Source organism: Nitrospirillum amazonense (genome assembly GCF_007828035.1).
Taxonomy (GTDB): domain Bacteria; phylum Pseudomonadota; class Alphaproteobacteria; order Azospirillales; family Azospirillaceae; genus Nitrospirillum; species Nitrospirillum amazonense.
Map to the genome: position 1 here is coordinate 153193 of NZ_VITV01000006.1, position 16517 is coordinate 169709.

Here is a 16517-nt window from a genome sequence, read left to right on the forward strand (position 1 = left end):
CGGGCGGCGCGGGCGGTCCAGCGCCACCCCCTCGGCGGCATGAACAACCTGACTTGGACTTGGAACAGAGATGAGCACGCAGACCCTTCCCGCCTTCTACCAGCGCCCCCGCCCCCTGGCCGCGGAGCGTGACGGCGACCTGTCGCTGACCCCCGCCGCCGGCTACCAGTTCGCCGCCGGTTCCAACTCCGTCCCCGTGATCGCGGCGGAGTTCACACTGGCCTGCAAGCATTACCCCATCCTGTTCCTGGACGGCGCCCCGCCCCAGGCCGTGGCCCTGCTGAGTTTGCGCAATGGCGAGAACCTGTTCGTGGACGCCGACGGCGCCTGGGAATCCGGCGCCTACATCCCAGCCTATGTCCGCCGTTACCCCTTCATCTTCCTGGAGAACCGCGAGAAGGCGGAATTCACCCTGTGCATCGACGAGGCCGCCGCCAGCCTCAGCCACGGCGGCCCCAACAAGCTGTTCGAGGGCGGCCAGCCCACCGAGGTCACCCGCAACGCCCTGGCCTTCTGCAGCGACTACCAAGGCCACTACAACGCCACCACCGAGTTCGTGGAGGCCCTGATCAAGGCCGACCTGCTGGTGGAGAACCGCGCCGACGTCACCCTGAAGGACGGCCAGAAGCTGAGCCTGGCCGGTTTCAAGGTCATCGACGAAGCCCGGTTCAACCAGCTGCCGGCCGAGGACTTCCAGCGCTGGCGCGAGCGCGGCTGGCTAGCCCTGGCCTATGCCCATTTCATCTCGGTCAGCAACTGGGCCGGCCTGGTGGACCGCACCTCGCTGCGCCCGGCGACCAACTGACGCGCAATAGCAACGGCATGAGGCAGAGACTCATGCCGTTGTAGGCCCCGACCCGTTGTAGGCCCCGACCGGGGCCGCCGCAGGTTTTTGGGGAGCGCAGCGGACTGGAAACCGAGGAAGCCCAAGCCAGCGGATGCTGGCGCCCGGCGCCTGAGGGCGGCATTTGAGCGGTCACGATCAAATGCCAATGATTATGACTGAAACGGCGGCCCGGGTCATCCCACGCCGCCGTTTTCATATCCGCCGGTTGCCGTCCGTCCGGCGCGCCGACAGAATGCGGACCCACCGTACCACGATGGGATCGCCCCCGATGGACACTATCGGCAACCTGCTGACCGACCTGCCCTCCGCCGTGGAGGAGGAGCGGTTCAGGGATATCCTGCGCCGCCCCGGCTGCCGCATCGAGCAAATCGTCTCGCACGGGCAGACGACGCCGATCGATCGTCCTTATTGCCAGGCGCATGACGAATGGGTCCTGGTCCTGGCCGGGGCCGCGCGGGTGGAGATGGCGGGCCGGGAGACGGCCCTGCTGCCCGGCGACCATTTGTTCATCCCGGCCAACACCAGCCACCGGGTGACCTTCACCGACCCCGGCCAGCCCACCGTCTGGCTGGCCATCCACATCGGCGAGACCGCGTCACACCACCAGTGAGGACATGGCCGGCGGCTGGCCCAGCAGGTCCGCCACCGCGCACGGGCGTGCCCTCCTCCATCCAGCCTGAGGGCAACGCGGCCGTGAGCCTGCGCCTCGCGACAAATCAGGATCGGGGCAAGAAAACATCAAAGACAATCCGCCGGCGAAGAAGGCGGGAATACGTCAGCCCCCCACGAACAACGGCGCCGCCGCCACCACATCGACCATATGGTCGATGAAAGCGCGCACCCGACGGGGCACTTGGCCACCGCCGACATATACGGCGTTAACCGTTTCCAGATCGCCTGGGTTGTAAGCCTCCAGCACCGGCACCAAGTCGCCACGCCCAATGGCATCAACCACGTGCCAATGGCTCAGCCGCGCCAGCCCTATGCCCGCCAAGGCCATCTGTCGCAAGGTCTCGCCATTGTTCACCAGCAGGGTGCCGGCCACCTGCACCTCCACCTCGCGGCCATCCTCCCGGAAGGGCCAGCCTACGCGGCTGCGGCGGAAATTGAAGCCCAGGCAGTTGTGCTGGGCCAAATCCGCCGGCGTTCGCGGCGTGCCGTGGCGGGCCAGGTAATCTGGCGCGGCGCAGATCACCCGGCGGCTCTGCCCCAGCTTGCGCGCCACCAGGGCGCTGTCGGGCAGCGTGCCCACGCGGAAGGCCAGATCGGCCTTCTGCGCCAGCAGGTTCACCACGTCGTCGGTCAGGCTGAGGTCTATGGTCAGGTCGGGATGGCGCGCCAGGAAGGCCGGAAGGGCAGGCGCCAGGACATGGGTGCCGAAGGGGACGGAGGCGTTGATGACCAGCCGGCCTCGCACAGTGCCCGATCCCACCGCCTGGTCGGCGTCGTCCAGGGCGCGCAGCGCCCGCTCCGCCGCCTGCAAATACCCCCGCCCCTCATCCGTCAGGGTCAGCGCCCGCGTGGTGCGGGTCAGCAGGCGGGCGCCCAGCCGTGCCTCCAGCCGGGCGACCAGCTTGCTGACGGCCGACGGCGTCAGGTCCAGGGTGCGGGCGGCGGCGGAAAAGCCCCCTTCCCGCACCACGCGGACGAACACCTCCATCTCACCGGACCGGTCCATCTGTACGCGCGCCATCTGTGCCTGCAATTCATAGATATTGTTCTTCCATACTCCATACTCCCATCGCCGGTCGCTGCCTAGATTTGGCGTCGAAACGTCATCGGGACGTGATGGAAGGAGTATGGATCATGGACCTGAAGATCACGGGCAAGACGGCCCTGGTCACCGGATCGACGGCCGGCATCGGACTGGAAATCGCCCGCAAGCTGGCGGTGGAAGGGGCCAGCGTCATCCTGTCCGGCCGCGACCAGAAGAAGCTGAACCAAGCGGTGGAAGATATCCGCGCCTCCGGCGGTGTCGATGTGAGTGGCGTGCGTGCCGACATCACCACGGCCGACGGTGCGGCCGACCTGCTGCGCCAGGTGCCGTCGGTGGACATCCTGGTCAACAACCTGGGCATCTATGAAAGCAAGCCCTTCGCCGACATCAGCGATGCGGACTGGCAGCGCTATTTCGACGTCAACGTCATGAGCGGCGTGCGCCTGACGCGCCACTATTTCCCGCAGATGCTGGCCCGCAACGAGGGCCGGATCATCTTCGTCTCCAGCGAGACGGGGCTGGCAGTGGATCCGGCCATGATCCACTACGCCATGACCAAGACGGCGCAGCTGTCCATCGCGCGCGGCCTGGCCGGACAGACCAAGGGCACGCGGGTGACCGTCAATTCGGTGATGCCCGGGCCCACGCGATCGGAAGGCATCGTGGATTTCCTGCGCAGCGTGTCCAGCAAGCCGGACGCCACGGTGGCCGAGGCGGAGGCAGAATTCTTCGCCACTGCCCGATCCGGATCGCTGCTGCAGCGCATGATCGAACCGGAGGAGATCGCCAACATGGTGGCCTTCCTGGCCAGCCCCCTGTCGGCCGCCACCAACGGCGCCGCCATCCGGCTGGAAGGCGGGCTGATCAACACCCTGGCGTAAGGCCCACGCGTCTGGGCCATCGTGGGAGTTCTGAAATCAGAACTCCCACAAGGCACCTCGTCTCACTTGGCCTGCCACACCTCGGGATGGGCGTCCATGTAATCGCCCAGCGCCTTGGCGATCTTGGCGTCATCCGCCAGGCCAGGATGGGAATGACAGCCGCTGAAGGCGATGTCGTGCATGGGCAGGAAGGCCAGGCGGCTCTCCCCCGCCGCGTGCAGCTTGTCCGCCACCTTGGCCACTTCCGCCGCGATCTCGCCATCGGCCATGTCGGTCGCCCACAACAGGAAATAGGCCTGGGGGTTGTGGGCGCGCAGGGCTTTCACGAAGTCGACGTAGGTCGCCTCGTAATCGGTGTGCAGGGCGTCACGGGTGGCCCACTTCTCACCCGCGTGCAGGGGTGTGGTGAAGTCGTTGGTACCCAGGGCGATGACGATAATCTGGGGATGCCAGGCCGGATCGTCATAGCGGACGGCATGGTCGAACAGGGTGTAAGGGTAGGCCTGCGGCAGGGTATCGGCGGCGAAGCCGTTGTAGTTGCGGACGATGCCCCGTCCGGAGATGGCGTTTACCTGGTAATCGGCCCCATAGCGGCCGGCCAGGCGCGGCGCGATGCCTTGCGAGGTATCGGTTGTGTCCCACACCTCGGCCGTCGTGCATGTTTGCTGGAACGCCGCCTGATCCGCGATGTTGCCGTAGCCCACGGTGTGGCTGTCGCCGATGAACTCGATCTGCCGCGCCCGCGCCGGAATCGGCAGCGGTTTGGTGCCCACCGGAGCGTAAAAGCCGCCGAAGGCGCTGGGGCCCGCCTGGGTTTCACTGGCGGTGTCAACGCGCAGGGTATGCGCGCCCGGCTTCAGTCCCGTGACGCGGTAGACACCCGGCTTGGGCTTCACCAGCGCCGCCGGCGCGCCGCCATCGACGCTGACGCGCAGGCTGACGTCGCCCGGGCCGACGCGGAACAGGGCCGAGGTCCCCGTGAAGCGGGTCTCGACATAGGTGCCCGGCCATTGCCGGCGGAAACCGCCGTCGGTGCCCTCGGCCAACGCCCGGCCGCCGATGTGCCTCGGCAGGGCCGTGGCACCGGCGGGCAGGCTGGCCACGGGCTCCACCTTGGGTGCCCCGCCATGGGACGCCGTATCCCTGGCCAGGACCGGGCCGGCGGCCAGGGTGGCCGTAAGCGACAGAACGAACGCCGACAGAACGTTTAGGGACTTCACCGCTTTCCTCCCAGCATCGGACTTATATGCCAAATGGTGGGAGAGTAACGGTATCGGTTGCCGGCTGCCAGTGCGGGAACTAAAGCGCCCCAGGCTGGCCAAAGGGGTGCGGCTTCAAAATATCCTCCAGTCCGATGCGGCGCAGCAGTTCGGCCCGCACCCGGTCGGCGACACCGTTCACCACCTCGCAGCCATCGCTGGCGGGATCGACGTGGGTGCGAAAGGGACGCTGGCCATACGGCATCTCCACCACCCGAGCCAGGGCGTCGGCGACCAGGCGGGCGTCGGCGTCCGGCGGTTCCAACTTGGCCAGGCCGGCCTCCGCCACCTCGGCCATGCCCTTGTCGGGCCCCTGCTCATAAGCCAACACAGTGGCCAGGTCCGCCGGGCGGCCCGCGTGGGCGAAATGGTTGGTGCCTTTGGTGAAGGCACCCGGCACCAGGATGTTGGTCTCGATGCCCCAGCGCGCAAGTTCCCCGGCATAGCTGACGGCCAGACTGTCCATGGCCGCCTTGGCAGCGAAATAGGGTGCCAAATAGGGGGGTGTACCGCCACGGGCGCTGCTGGACGACACCCAGATCACCAGGCCCCGTCGCTGGCGCCGCATCTGCGGCAGCACGGCGCGGTTCACCCGCTGGGTACTGATGACGTTGATGTCATACAGTTCCGCGAACTGTTCCGGCGTGAACGCCTCCGCCGGGCCCAGGGACATGTGGCCGGCATTGTGCACCAGGACATCGACCCGGCCGTGGATAGCGACGACGGTGCCCACGGCCCGCTCCACCGATGCCTGCGACTGCACATCCATCTCTATCGTCCGCAGGTCGGATCGATGGTCCTCCGCCCAAGCCGCCGCCTCGACCACCGCCCGCGCGTTGCGGGTGGTGGTGTCGCGCATGCCGGCGTAGACGGTGTGGCCGTTCAGGGCCAGGGCGCGCACGGCCAGGGCGCCGAAGCCGCTGGATGCGCCGGTAACGAGGATGACCTTGGACATTGGCGGGACGCTCTTCCTGGGGTTGGACGCCGGTTGGGTTGAATGCCCAGGGGCCGGCGGAACGACGGGAAGGCTAGGACGCGGGCGCCCCTGCCCGACAGACACACCTAGGTTTGCCCATACCTTGGTTTATCCCCGCGCGCTCATAAGCAATCGAACACGGATTTCGTTGCACAAATGCGATACTATTTACCAACCGCTAGGCCCTTGATTATCTTGGGCACGACGCAACACCGCAGGCCCGGCCTGGATAAATAAACACGGGCGGACCATGGGCCCCTCTCCTTCGCACCCCCACCGGGCGGCACCGCGCCGGCGGTCACGGCCCCTGGTGGCGCTGGCCAGCCATGGCCGCGCGCAATGCCTGGCCGCGGCCGTGCTGGCGCTGCTGATCTTTTCCGCCGACGCCTTCAGCCCGCTGCAAGGCGCGGTGGCGGTGTTGCACACGGCCGTCGTGCTGCTGGTCGCCATCTCCCACGGCCGCCGGGCGGTGATGCTCACCGGCCTGGCCTGCGCCACGCTGACCGGTGGCGCCTTCCTGGTCGGCCATATGGATGACCTGTCGGAAGGGGCGGCTATGCGCCTGGCCGTCAGCCTGACGGCCATCCTGATCACCACCTTGCTGTCGCTCAGCAATCGCAGCGCCCGTACCGCCATGGCGGAGCAGGCCCGCATCCTGGAACTGACGCACGATACCGTGGTCATCCACGACGCCGACGGCATCATCCGCTATTGGAACGATGGCGCGGAACATCTGTACGGCTGGACCCGGGAAGAGGCGCTGGGCCAACCCTGTCAGCAGCTGCTGCAGACGGCTTACCCGGCGGGCGAGGTGCACCAAGCCCTTGCCCAGGCCGGCCACTGGTCCGGCGAGCTGACACGGGTGCGCCGCGACGGCCGCCGCATCGTGCTGGCCAGCCGTTGGCTGGCGCGCTTCGACGGCCAGGGCGGCAACATCGGCATTATCGAGACCAGCGCCGACCTGACGGAACAGCGGCGGGCGGACGCGGAGCGCCATAGGTCTGAGGGACGCTATCGCGCCATCTTCAACGCCGCCGGCTTCGCCATCTGGGAGTCGGACTGGACGGACGCCTTTCGCGTTCTGGAAAGGGCGCGCGACCTGGGTGGCGGCGACCTCAAGGCCGGCCTGGCCCTGCACCCCGACCTGATCCGGCAGGCGGGCCAGGCAACCCGCATCCGCGCCATCAATGCCGCCGCCGTCCGCCTGTTCGAGGCCGAGGGGGCTGAACAGCTGCTGGCGGGCAGCATCGTCGCCATGTACACGCCCAGCAGCGAGGCCGCCCTGGTCCAGGTGTTCGCAGCCCTGTCGGCGGGTGAGCGCATGGTGGAAGCGGAAGGCCAGTTCCGCACGTTGTCGGGCGGCATGGTGGACGTGGTGCTGCGCGTCACCGTCCCGCCGGAGGATGAGGACTGGTCGCGCATCCTGGTCATGGCACTGGACGTGACGGAGCGCAACCAGGTCCAGGCCAAGCTGGCGCAGCTCAGGACCGAACTGGCGCATGTGTCGCGCATGAGCACGCTGGGGCAGCTGGCGGCATCCATCGCGCATGAGGTCAACCAGCCGCTGTCGGCCATCATCACCTATGGCAAGACGGGCCGCCGCTGGCTGGCGCGGGGACCGGAACACGCGCATGAGGTGGAGGACTGCCTGCAGCATGTGGTGACCAACGGCACCCGCGCCGCCGACGTCATCGCCCGCATCCGCGCCCTGGCCCGCAAGGCGCCGCCCAAGGCCGACACCCTGATGGTAGAGGCGCTGGTGGCGGAAACCGTGGCCCTGGTGGGCCGCGAGGTACAGGCCAAGGCCATCGCCGTCCGCGTTCTGTGCCCATCCGACCTGCCACCGGTGCGGGGTGACAAGGTGCAGGTGCAGCAGGTGCTGATGAACCTGCTGATGAACGCCATCCAGGCCACCGCCGCGCAGGGGAGTCCGCTTGTGGACGGCGACGCAGCCCGCGACATTACCATCCTGGCGGAGCGGGTGGACGATCTGGTCAGGGTTTCCGTACGCGACAGCGGCGGCGGCATCCAGGATGTGGAACCCGCGACCTTATTCGAGCCCTTCTTCACCACCAAGGCCGATGGCATGGGCATGGGCCTGTCCATCTGCCGTTCCATCATCGAGGCGCACGGCGGGCAGATCACCGCCGCCAACAACGACGCTACCGCCCCCGGAAGTGGCCGCCGGGGCGCCACCTTCGCCTTTACCCTGCCGGTGGCGCCGGAGGAGCGGGCGGCCGGCCATGACGTTGGGGAAAGCGGCGGCATGCACGCCGCATGACCGCCGTGCCAGGTCCCCCCTGGCAACTGACACCCAAATTAACATCTATGTATGATGGGCCCGCGCCCACCCGCCAGGGTACAGGGATGCGTTCAAGGAGGCGCGCCGCACCATGGGCGCGCATCCCCACCAACCGTCATCCGGTGGTGTGTGTCCGAAGGCGGAGTAAGGGCCCTGAGCAATCCCATTATCGCGATCGTCGACGATGACGCGGAAGTCCGCGGCAGCCTGCTGAGCCTCATGCGCTCCGCCGGGTTCGATGCCCGGGGATTCGACGGGGCGGTGGCATTCCTGGACTCCCCTGCGCGGGATCAGGCCGCCTGCCTGGTCACCGACCTGCACATGCCGGTCATGGACGGGCTGGCCCTGCAGGCGGCGCTGCGCGACGCCGGCAACGACCTGCCCATCATCATCATGACCGCCTTTGCCGACCCCGCCCTGAGCCAGCGGGCGCTGGAGGCCGGTGCCGCGGCCTTCTTGTGCAAACCCCTGGATCCGGAGGATTTGCTGACCCGGGTTGAAGCAGCGGTGACGGGGCGGGACCCATAGTCCGTGCCGCTGTATCGGGGATTCGTCTCCAGGAGGAATATGAAGAAATCGCAGAGGGATTCCCGCCAGGTGCCAGCCTGGTAGCGGTCCCCGCCTGCGTCGGGCCGTCAGCCCGGCGATGCGATTGACCAAGTTGCGCTCGGGCCGCGCACCAGCCGATGATGGCGGCGACCGGGGAGTGAGCGCCGCCGCCGTTCCCCTTCCACACCAACACCTGGATCGCTGTCGCGGAAGATGTCGTAAAAATCCCGGGAACCGTTCTCACGATGGCTCTGCCGGCCACCGCGAACTTCCGTTAAGGTCCGGTAATTGTTGTTCCGAGGAACCGTCATTGGCTTGGCCCGAAACGCCCCCGCTCCCGCAATTCCTGACGCCCCTGCTGCAGGGCCTGAACGACGCGGTGGTGATATTCAACAGCACCGGGCAGGTGTGCGCCATCAACCCGGCTGCGGAAGGGCTCTACGGTGTCGCCGGGGCCGACGCGCTGGGCCAGCCCGTGGACGGCATCCTGACGGCGCAGGACGGGACGACGCGAGAGGCTATCGAGGGCCGCCTGGCGGCCTGCGGCTCATGGCGCGGCGAACTGGCCAGACGCAACGCTCAGGGCAAGGCCCTGGTGGTGGAGGCCTGCATCAGCCGGCTGGACGAAGGCGGCACCCTGTTCATGGACGCGGCACGCGACTTGACCGCCCAGCATGAAACCATCGCCGCCCTAAAGCTCGCCACCGCGCGCAACACCAACCTGTTTGAGGCCATGGCCGTTTCGTTCTGGGACATGGATTTCCAGGCCGCAGCGGCGGCGGTGCGGCAGAAAGCGGCGGAAGGAATCACCGACATGGCCGCCTATTTCGCGGCCAATCCCGAGTATGTGCGTTGGCTGCAGGGTCAGGTCCGCGTAGTGGCCACCAACCCGCGCACCCTCGATATGTTTCGCGCCACATCCCAAGCGGACTTCGCCGACATCGCCCGCTACTGGCCGGACGCCAGCCTCGTCCACTTCACTAACGGCCTGCTGAAGGGGATGAGGCGCGAGGCCAGCTACATCTCCGAGGTGCGCCTTCGCCGCGCCGATGGGACGGAATTCGATAGTCTGTTTTCCGCCGCCTTCCCATCCGAGACGGTGCCTTCGGGCCGGGTCATCGTCGGCGTCATGGACATAGACGAGCAGAAGCGGACCCTGGCGGAGCTTTCCCGCAGCGAGAACCGTTATCGAACGCTGTTTGAGACCACTGGCGTGGCGTTCTTTCGCTTCGACACGTCCGGCATCAACCAGATCTTCGCGACGCTGCGAAGCCAGGGCGTGACGGATCTCGATGCCCACATCCGGCACCATCCCGATTTCCTGGACCTGGCCAAGGAGCAGATCCTGTGCGTCGACGCGAACGCCAGCGCTGTGCGCCTGCTGGGGGCGGCATCGAAGGCGGATTTGCTGCGCGATCTCCGGTGGATCGTCACACCCGACCATCTTCAGGGCCTGCGTGAGACCCTGGTGATGACCTTCGGCGGCCACTACACCTATCAGAGCCAGCGCTTGATCGGCCGCGTGGATGGCAGCCTTGTGCCTTGCCTGTGGTTCACCGTCGCCCCGCCGGAGCTGCGCGCCCAGAACACCGCCTTCGTGGGCCTGATCGACATCTCGGAACAAGAAGCCGCGCGCGCCGCCGAGCAGGCCATGCAGGTGGAATTGGCCCATGCCGCACGCATCGGCATCCTGGGGGAGCTGACGGCGTCGCTGGCCCACGAGGTCGCGCAGCCCCTCAGCGCCATCTCCTCCCGCGGCGAAGCGGTCAGGCGCTGGCTGTCCCGCGATACGGTGGACGTGCCGGTGGTGCAGGGCCTGATGGGCAAGATCATGGACAGCGTCGAACGGGCGGCCGGGATCGTCAGCCGCATCCGCGACATGGCAATCAAGGCGCCCTTCCATGTCGAACCCGTCGACTTGGCGAAGCTGGCGCGGGATACCGTAGCCTTCCTGTCACATGAGTTGGGGCGCGGCCGCGTGGCGGTCCGCATCGACGTGGCGGACCGCCCGTGCTCCGTGGAAGGTGATCGGGTACAGCTGCAGCAGCTGCTTTTCAACATCCTGCTGAACGCGCATCAAGCGCTGGAACAGGGGGCGATTGCCCATCCCGCCATCACCGTCACCCTTCGCGGGGAGAACGACCACATCGTCGTCACCATCGATGACAACGGGCCGGGTATCCCAGTGGAAGACCTGGGGCGCGTCTTCGACAGCTTCCGCACGACCAGAAGCGATGGCATGGGGATCGGCTTGTCGGTGTGCCGGTCCATCGTATTGCGGCATGGTGGCAACCTGTCGGCCGGCAACCTGCCTGCCGGCGGCGCCCGGTTCACGATCCGCCTGCCGGTGGTGGCGGGCTGATCGCTCAGACCGGCATGCGGGGTGGCCGAGCCTCAAGGCGGGAAAGCCAGCGCCCGCTCCACGCTGGCGATCAGCGCATCGGGATTGCAGGGCTTCTCAAAAAAATCGTGGACTCCAATTTTGCGCGCCCTGGCCCTGACCTGTTCACTGGGGAAGGCGGTCAGCAGGATCACCGCGCAGCCGCACCGACGCTGGCGCAGCAGCGGCTGGATTTCCAAACCGGATAGCCCCGGCATCTGGATGTCCGATATGACACAGTCTATTCTGTCCAGGTCAAATGCCAAAAGGTCCTCGGCCGACGGAAACACTGCCGTGCCGAAACCGAAGGATTGCAGCAAATCCTCCAAGCTTGCGCGCACGGACGCGTCGTCGTCGACCACCGCAACGGTTCTTTCAGACGTCATCCCGATCGTCATTACAAGTCCCTATACAGACCCATGCGGAAGCAGTGCCGCTAGCCGTGGATGCCGGTGGTGCCGTCCCGCTTCCAAGCGCGCCGCCAGCGTAACGGGGTTTCGCCCACCGACCGGCGGAACTGTCGGGTGAAATGGGCCTGGTCGCTGAAACCGCAGGCGCATGCCACGGAACTGAGCGCGTCATTCGTGGACAAAAGGAGGATTTGCGCGTGGCGAAGCCGCTTCTTCACGATGAAATCGCGTGGCGCCTCTCCCGTCGTCGCTTTGAACGCCCGTGAAAAGTAGGAGTAGCTGAGGCCGCTGACATCCGACAATTCCTTAAGGGGGATGGTTGCCCCCAGCTTGCTCTCTATACGAGCCATGACCTGCCGCAATTGCCAAGGCGTCAAACCGCCCTTGTGTGATGCTTTATTGTCGGTCGTGACGGAGATGAGCGTCACGTTTTCATCGACAGGCTCGCGAAGTCCGAGCACTTCCCATATTTCGTCGAGGTATCCGCGAACGGCCGATACGTCTGAATCCAGCGCCGCCCTGGCGTTCGTGGCCAGCAGCGCCAACCTCCTGGCCTTTTCACCTTCAATCCTCCCAGCGGCGTTATACGCATGGTTTTCCATGGACCGGCTCCCCTCTTGTAGACGGCCGCCAGCCTGGGCCCGCAGCGCATTTTATGGAATCGTACCGGTGCTCGTGCCAAGCCATACCGGGTACTTGATACCCTATACCGCGGTCTAGGCTCGGGCGTGACAGGGCCCTCCCCAGGTCTAAGGTTCCAGGCCGGTTCGGAACCGATAAATTGCGACGCGCCGACCTGGTGACAGGCCGCGGCGCCGAATGGTTCCAACCGCAACAGGGCAGCCTGTGCAGATGATTATAGACAGTGGCGAGGGCGGTGGGGCCGCTCTGTCGCGATAATGGCGGACATCTTGATCCTGGTGGCGGCCGGCCTGCCCTTGTGCCTGCTGGCGGGTCTGGCGCTTGGCTTCCACCGATGCAGTCAAATCCTGAAGCGCGTCTATTTCGACGCCTCCCCCCTGCCCATGCTGATCGAGGATTGGTCGGGCATACGCACCCTCCTGGCGGCGCTGAAGATGCATGGCGTCACCGACGTCGCGGCCCACCTGATGGCCCGTCCGGATCTGGTCCGAAGCTATCAGGCCAGCCATCGCTTCGTTGACGCCAACCAGGCGATGCTGCGTTTGTTAGGCGCGACGGACAAGGCCCAGTTCATGGCGCTGGCCCCCCAGTTGCTGCCGGCCAGCCTGGAAAGCACCGTGCGCCTCTACCAGACATTGATGAAGGGCAAGCCGGTCGCCCAGGGGGAGCGTGTGTTGCGCACCCTGGATGGCCGCGTGGTGCCCCTAATCTGGCATGCGACATTGCCGGCATCCGGCGACGCCCGGCGCATCCTGTTCTATGCCTTCGACATGAGCGGCCAGAAGCAGGCGCAGGAGGCCATGCTGACGGCTCATGTCGACCTGGCGCATGCGGCCCGCGTCTCCACCGTTGGCGAGTTGAGCGCGTCCATCGCCCACGACGTCGCGCAGCCCCTGGCGGCGATCGCCGCCTCGGCGTCCGCAGCGGAACGATGGCTGAAGCGGAATGAGCCTAGCCTGGATAGGGCACTGAACGCCCTGTACCAGATCCGCCAGAATGCCCAGTCCGCCAGCGACGTGGTCGGCCGCATCAAGGCCTTCCTGCGCAAGGCGCCGAAACGCACCACCGTCAGCCTGCACACCCTGATCCGCGATGCGCTGGAACTGATCGAAAGCGAGGCCTATCGCTTCGACGTCAAGTTCCGGACCACTATCGAACCGGGCCTGCCGGCCTTGTGGGTCGACGAGGTGGAGATCAAGCAGGTGATCATCAACCTGGCTCTCAACGCCATGCAAGCCATGGCCGGCGCTGGCACCAGCGACCGCGTCATCACCATCGCCGCTGCCTTGAAGGCACGAGAGGGCATGGTAGAGGTGCAGGTGCGCGACAACGGCCCCGGCATCGGCCACGACGTCATTGGCCGTATATTCGAACCCTTCTTCTCCACCAAGGAGGACGGCATGGGGCTGGGATTGGCCATCTGCAAGTCCATCATCAACGGCCACGGCGGCGACCTGACCGTGGTGAGCGTGGACCAGCTGGGCACGGCGTTCCGTTTTACCCTGCCTTGCTGCCCCGGGCTGTTCCAGTAACCCGGTCGTATTCGGTGCCTTAGGCCAGTTCCAGCATCTTCACTTTCCGGATAAAGTCTGAGGCCGTGGTGGCGCGCAGCTTCCGGAAGGCGCTGCTGCGGTGCATCTTCACCGTGATCTCGGCGATTCCGAGTTCGTGGGCGATCTGCTTGTTCAACAGTCCACGATCGACAGCCTTCAGGATTTCCAGTTCGCGGGGCGTCAGGTCGCTGGCCAGGCGCCGCAGTTCCATGAGGCGCTGGTCACGCGTCCACCGCTCCCGCTCATAGCGCAGGGCCTCCCACACCGCATCCAGCAGATCCTGGTCGCGGAATGGCTTGGGCAGGAAATTAATCGCCCCCTGCTTCATCGCCCGGACCGACATGGGCACGTCGGCGTGCGCGGTGATGAAGATGATGGGCGGTTGCCGGCTTTCCGATTTGAGGCGCGCCTGAAGTTCCAGGCCGCTTTCCTCAGGCATGCGAACATCCAGCACCAGGCAGCACGGACGGTTCGGGATCCCGGTCGCCAGGAAGGGGGCCGCGGCCCCGTAGCTGGCGACCTCCAGGCCTACCGATAGAAAAAGATCGGCGATGGCACCGCGCAGGTCATCGTCATCGTCGATCACGATGACCAAGGGCTCCGGCTGAGAAGCGTCATCCGGTATCGCATTCGCCATGTCACAACATCCCCAGCATTCCGGCAGTCGCGCCCGGCAAAAATCAAGTCATTAACCAAACCGCCGACTCAAGAGCCTAGCATGCCCCAGTTTGCGAGACCCTCGCCTTCATACGCTGGTATAGGTGGGCCAAGATGCTGGCAGCACTCAATCGCCAATCGCACCGGTGCACCTTATGGCCACGTGCTCCAATCGCGGGCAGAGCCTCGGTATACGCCCTGGCTTTGCTGTCGAAGTCGGGCGGCGACATTTCCAGTTTATCGGAAGAAGCGTGCCGCGCCTTCCAGCGCCGTTTCGGACACGCGCCTGAGCGCCGAAAAAAAAACCACGCCGGCGACGAGCCGGCGTGGCGAAAGGGGCCACCATGGCCCCGAAGCGAACCATCCTAATGCCCGCACCCTGTCAAACGTCCGCCATCTCCGCCGCCAGCTTGCCGGATCCGAGGTCGGCGCCTGTCACGGGATCACTTTCTGGGTTGGACATGGTGCGGGCCGCCAGGGCCTGGGCGGCTTCCCTCTGCGCGTCGGTCAAGGTAACGGACGGCAGGCCGTCGCCGCCGTCCAGCGGCAGGCTGGCCTCCACGTCGTCCAGCCGTTGCCAGGTCCCGCCGGCGTTCCACGGGCCTTCGGTGTCCCCTTCGCCTTGGGACGTGTTGACGTAAAGGTCGGCGAATTCGGCCTTGCCCGGCAGCTTGCCCGGCGGGAAGTTGGGTTCGATGGCGTAGAGCGCCTTCTCGAACGATTTCTGGTGCGCGATCTCCCGCGTCATAAGGAAACCCAAGGCGTCCTTGATGCCGGGATCGTCGGTGACGTTGATCAGCCGTTCGTAAACGATCTTGGCCCGGCTCTCCGCCGCGATGTTGGAGCGCAAGTCGCAGGTGGGATCGCCGATACTGTCGATGTAAGCCGCCGTCCACGGCACGCCGGAGGAGTTGGTCAGCGACGGCCCGCCGCCGTACAGCAGCGACTGGGTATGGCTGTCGCCCCCCTGATTCAGCGCGGCATAGAGGTCGGCCTCCGCCATGTTGGCCTCGGCCAGGTCGCCCTTGATGCCCTTGTTCAGCATGGCGACGATGCTGCCGATGATCTCCAGGTGGCTCAGCTCCTCCGTGGCGATGTCGAACAGCATGTCCTTGCGGCCGGGGTCGGTCTCACCCAGCGCCTGGGTGAAATAGCGCATGGCGGCCGCCAGCTCGCCCTGCGGGCCGCCGAACTGTTCCAGCATCAGGCTGGCCAGGACGGGGTTGGGTTCGGCGACCCGCACCGTGTATTGCAGGCGCTTGTTGTGCATGAACATCGTCTTCGTCCTTCTGATTCATGTCGTGACCCATGGGCGATACCGCGCGCCCTTGAAGCGCCTTCTAAAAGGCCGCGAATCTGGAATTGTTCCAATAGAGCGCAGCGATAAAAGTAATTGCTGAGACAAAGCTTCGCTTATTCGTATGTAAATTTTGGAAATCCGCAGTCAATTTTTGGGCTCCCCTTCTTTTCATTGCTGGGGAACCGGAGGCGCCGGCTCGGCTTGTCTGCACGGGGGCGGTACGCCCATGAGGAGGCAGACGTTGGCGAAGCGGCACGCGGTCGCCCACCCGCCTTCCCGTTCCCGCATCCCAACCCGACACACTCAGCGAGGAGGATGGCCAATGGCCACGAACGAGGAACATTTGCTGGACTGGCTGCGCGACGCCCACGCCATGGAACAGCAGGCGGAAACAATGATGACCGCCATGTGCGAGCGCATCGAGAACTATCCCCCCGTGCGCGACAAGCTGCGGGACCATATCGCGGAAACCAGGACACAAGCCCAGCGTCTCGAAAGCTGCCTGGCACGCCTGGGCGGCGACACCTCAACCCTGAAGGACATCGCGGGGCGGGCCACCGCCTTCGGCCAAGGCTTGGGCGGCATGTTCGTGAGCGACGAGATCATCAAGGGCGCGCTCGCCAGCTTCGCCTTCGAAAACATGGAGATCGCCTCGTACACCATCCTGATCGCGGCGGCGGACGCGGTGGGCGATACCGAGACGCGTGATCTGTGTGAACAGAGCCTGCGTGAAGAGCAGGCGATGGCCGCCTGGTTGGCGGAGCATCTGCCCGCCCTGACCAAGAAGTACCTGGTGCGCGACGAAGTGATGGAAGAGGGCGGCAAGCGTTAGACCGCCGGCACGCGCCCACACAGCCCAGGAGGACCTAATGGCCCCACACCCCCACAGCACGGCGCCGCCACCCCAACCCCGTCAGGGAACCGCATCCATCAGGAGGAAGGATGTCGTCCGGGAAACCAGCGAGGACTCCTTCCCGGCGAGCGATCCACCGGCCTGGACCGGCGTGTGCGGCACCTGCCAGCCGGGAGAGAAGACCGACCTGG

At 66.0% G+C, this 16517-nt stretch carries 15 protein-coding genes; 8 read left to right on the forward strand and 7 right to left on the reverse strand.

Features of this window, described 5'->3' with window-relative positions; genetic code table 11:
- Positions 1–70 precede the first annotated feature (70 nt).
- Positions 71–805, forward strand: a complete 735-nt coding sequence (locus tag FBZ87_RS18090) for a SapC family protein (protein WP_145611914.1) — start codon at positions 71–73, stop codon at positions 803–805.
- Positions 806–1115: 310 nt separating this feature from the next.
- Positions 1116–1457: a cupin domain-containing protein gene (locus FBZ87_RS18095; protein WP_145611915.1), complete on the forward strand. Its 342-nt coding sequence runs from the start codon at positions 1116–1118 to the stop codon at positions 1455–1457.
- Between the two features lie 165 nt (positions 1458–1622).
- On the opposite strand, the gene FBZ87_RS18100 is transcribed toward FBZ87_RS18095, so the two are convergent.
- The gene (locus FBZ87_RS18100) at positions 1623–2540 is read right to left on the reverse strand and encodes a LysR family transcriptional regulator (protein ID WP_145611917.1); all 918 of its coding nucleotides are present in this window, start codon (positions 2538–2540) and stop codon (positions 1623–1625) included.
- 113 nt (positions 2541–2653) lie between these two features.
- On the opposite strand from FBZ87_RS18100, the gene FBZ87_RS18105 reads away from it, so the two are divergent.
- Complete coding sequence (locus FBZ87_RS18105) at positions 2654–3445, forward strand: SDR family NAD(P)-dependent oxidoreductase (protein WP_145611919.1); 792 nt, start codon at positions 2654–2656, stop codon at positions 3443–3445.
- A 62-nt stretch (positions 3446–3507) separates the two neighbouring features.
- Here the strand turns inward: FBZ87_RS18105 and FBZ87_RS18110 are convergent, their stop codons facing one another.
- Both FBZ87_RS18110 and FBZ87_RS18115 read right to left on the reverse strand, forming a co-directional pair.
- Complete coding sequence (locus tag FBZ87_RS18110) at positions 3508–4665, reverse strand: SGNH/GDSL hydrolase family protein (protein WP_211106989.1); 1158 nt, start codon at positions 4663–4665, stop codon at positions 3508–3510.
- Between the two features lie 79 nt (positions 4666–4744).
- Positions 4745–5659, reverse strand: a complete 915-nt coding sequence (locus FBZ87_RS18115; RefSeq protein WP_145611921.1) for an SDR family oxidoreductase — start codon at positions 5657–5659, stop codon at positions 4745–4747.
- Positions 5660–5930: 271 nt separating this feature from the next.
- Between FBZ87_RS18115 and FBZ87_RS18120 the strand changes: the two genes are divergently transcribed.
- The 3 genes from FBZ87_RS18120 (at position 5931) to FBZ87_RS18130 (ending at position 10893) form a co-directional block, all read left to right on the forward strand.
- Positions 5931–7961, forward strand: coding sequence for a PAS domain-containing sensor histidine kinase (locus tag FBZ87_RS18120; protein ID WP_145611922.1), 2031 nt, complete (start codon positions 5931–5933; stop codon positions 7959–7961).
- A 150-nt stretch (positions 7962–8111) separates the two neighbouring features.
- Entirely contained in the window at positions 8112–8510 is a 399-nt protein-coding gene (locus tag FBZ87_RS18125; RefSeq protein ID WP_186454832.1) for a response regulator transcription factor, read from the forward strand.
- 331 nt (positions 8511–8841) lie between these two features.
- On the forward strand, positions 8842–10893 hold the full coding sequence (locus FBZ87_RS18130; RefSeq protein ID WP_186454833.1) for an ATP-binding protein: 2052 nt from the start codon (positions 8842–8844) through the stop codon (positions 10891–10893).
- A gap of 32 nt (positions 10894–10925) precedes the next feature.
- On the opposite strand, the gene FBZ87_RS18135 is transcribed toward FBZ87_RS18130, so the two are convergent.
- The gene (locus tag FBZ87_RS18135) at positions 10926–11309 is read right to left on the reverse strand and encodes a response regulator transcription factor (protein WP_145611928.1); all 384 of its coding nucleotides are present in this window, start codon (positions 11307–11309) and stop codon (positions 10926–10928) included.
- A gap of 38 nt (positions 11310–11347) precedes the next feature.
- On the reverse strand, positions 11348–11923 hold the full coding sequence (locus FBZ87_RS18140) for a helix-turn-helix domain-containing protein (protein ID WP_145611930.1): 576 nt from the start codon (positions 11921–11923) through the stop codon (positions 11348–11350).
- 297 nt (positions 11924–12220) lie between these two features.
- On the opposite strand from FBZ87_RS18140, the gene FBZ87_RS18145 reads away from it, so the two are divergent.
- Positions 12221–13495 carry a sensor histidine kinase gene (locus tag FBZ87_RS18145; RefSeq protein ID WP_145611932.1) on the forward strand — a complete coding sequence of 425 codons (1275 nt, stop codon included), beginning with the start codon at positions 12221–12223 and terminating at the stop codon, positions 13493–13495.
- Between the two features lie 19 nt (positions 13496–13514).
- Here the strand turns inward: FBZ87_RS18145 and FBZ87_RS18150 are convergent, their stop codons facing one another.
- Positions 13515–14153: a response regulator transcription factor gene (locus FBZ87_RS18150; protein WP_145611934.1), complete on the reverse strand. Its 639-nt coding sequence runs from the start codon at positions 14151–14153 to the stop codon at positions 13515–13517.
- 402 nt (positions 14154–14555) lie between these two features.
- Positions 14556–15449: a manganese catalase family protein gene (locus tag FBZ87_RS18155; protein ID WP_145611936.1), complete on the reverse strand. Its 894-nt coding sequence runs from the start codon at positions 15447–15449 to the stop codon at positions 14556–14558.
- Positions 15450–15795: 346 nt separating this feature from the next.
- Between FBZ87_RS18155 and FBZ87_RS18160 the strand changes: the two genes are divergently transcribed.
- Positions 15796–16305 carry a ferritin-like domain-containing protein gene (locus FBZ87_RS18160; protein WP_145611938.1) on the forward strand — a complete coding sequence of 170 codons (510 nt, stop codon included), beginning with the start codon at positions 15796–15798 and terminating at the stop codon, positions 16303–16305.
- The last annotated feature ends 212 nt before the right edge of the window (positions 16306–16517 follow it).